1 protein-coding gene is annotated in these 1,820 nt (G+C 42.3%); it reads left to right on the top strand.

Features of this window, described 5'->3' with window-relative positions:
- The first annotated feature begins 430 nt into the window (after positions 1 to 430).
- Positions 431 to 1,711, top strand: coding sequence for an IS110 family RNA-guided transposase (locus tag NFR99_RS15185; RefSeq protein WP_251354076.1), 1,281 nt, complete (start codon positions 431 to 433; stop codon positions 1,709 to 1,711).
- The last annotated feature ends 109 nt before the right edge of the window (positions 1,712 to 1,820 follow it).

Below are 1,820 nucleotides of genomic sequence, written 5' to 3'. Positions count from 1 at the left end.
TCCTCGTATAATAAGTTTGTAAGCAAGAAAAACAGCTTACAGGCTTATTCTTTTTTTGTTAGACAGAAGGGTAATTCTAAACATCCTTTCCGAAGATTCTTCTTCAATCATGCTGGTTCATCCATTCTCTGTCTATTGGTTATTAAGTTACTTTATATTCATGGTCCCAGATGTTACAATAAGTTCTATAAGAACTGTAGCTATGGTCATTGCTTCATCACTCCTGCAAAGCATTTGCTATTGCTAAGAAAGCATGCAACCCTAATGCTGCCCTAAGACTTATTACACAAATGCTGCATCCTGGTATCTAGCCACCAGCAGGGTATTTCTGCCAGGTATTGCTCATAACGCGAGGTTTAGGCCGGCGCAGTGATCTGGGATAAGCCATGATTACACTTCTTCATTTTTATTGAAAGGTGGTGATGAATCCGTGAAAGAACATATTGATTACCTCTCAACACTGTTTGTTGGGATTGACATTGCATCCCGTATCCATGTTATTTCTGCACTTGATTTCAATGAGAAGTTCTACATCAAGATGAAACCCGTAGAAAACACTCGGGAAGGTGCTGCCCTTATGGAACAGATGATTTCTGATGTGCTAGAGCATAACCATCTGTTCAAATACGTTGTTATCGGTATGGAAGCCACTGGTTTCTATGGTGTCCATCTTGCTAATTATCTTTCTGCCAGTGACCTGCTTGCACCATTCTCTGTCAGGGTTTACTGTCTCAATCCAAAAGAAGTTAAGAACTACAAGAAGTCCTTTAACGACATCGGGAAGAATGATGGCATAGATTCCTATGTGATTGCTGATTTTGCCCGTGTAGGACGTATTGCAATCAAACCGTGGCGCGGCTCCCAATACCTTGCCCTGCAGCGTCTTACCAGACACCGTATGCACATCACTGAATGTATCGCAAGGGAAAAGACTTACATGCTTAACAACATTTATCTCAAGTTCAGTGAATACGCATTACTCCGCGATGGGCAGCACCCATTCGCAAACAAATATGGTGCCACAGCTGAAGCCGTTCTTACTGAGTACACAACGAATGAAGATATCGTAAACTCATCAGTAGAAGACCTCGTTGCTTTTATTAACTCTAAGAGCAGAGGCCGTATTGCTGATCCGGAAGAAACAGCAAAAATCTTACAGGCTGCAGCCCGCAACTCATACCGGCTTGATAAATGCCTCTATGAGCCGCTCACTATCTCAATCGCTTCTTCCTTTAACTGTATCAGTTCCTTCGAAAGAGAACTCAAGGCGATTGATAAGGCAATCCTTCAAACAGTTCAGGGACTAAACCCTGACGAGTATACAGTACTGAATTCCATTCCCGGAATCGGTAAAGTTTATTCAGCCGGTATCTTAGCCGAAATGGGTTCCATTAAGGCTTTTCCTAATGCCAATGCCCTCGCAAAATACTGTGGTATCGTTTGGAACGATAATAACTCTGGCGACTTCGTAGCCCAAGACAAACACATGAGCAAAGCTGGCAACAGATATCTGCGCTACTACATCATAGAAGCTGCCGGAAGTGTTATAAGGCACTGTCCTGAATACAAAGCCTTCTATGACAAGAAATATGCTGAAACAAGAAACCATCAGCATAAACGAGCACTCGCGTTGACTTCCCGTAAATTTATACGTCTGCTCTTCGGTCTGCTGGACAAGAGCCAACTCTACTCTCCGGACAAGAGTAGGTAATCCATATTGCGCATCGAACTTACGTTCTTAATAGGCCGTAGGTTTATTAAGGTTACCCTTTTTCACGAAAATCTTTTTCATTTTCCTCTTGACATATTACCAAATTGCT

This window comes from Hominisplanchenecus murintestinalis (assembly GCF_943193015.1).
GTDB classification, from domain to species: Bacteria; Bacillota; Clostridia; order Lachnospirales; family Lachnospiraceae; genus Hominisplanchenecus_A; species Hominisplanchenecus_A murintestinalis.
Note: the sequence above shows the minus strand (reverse complement) of the source record. Positions and strands in the feature narration are given on the sequence as shown.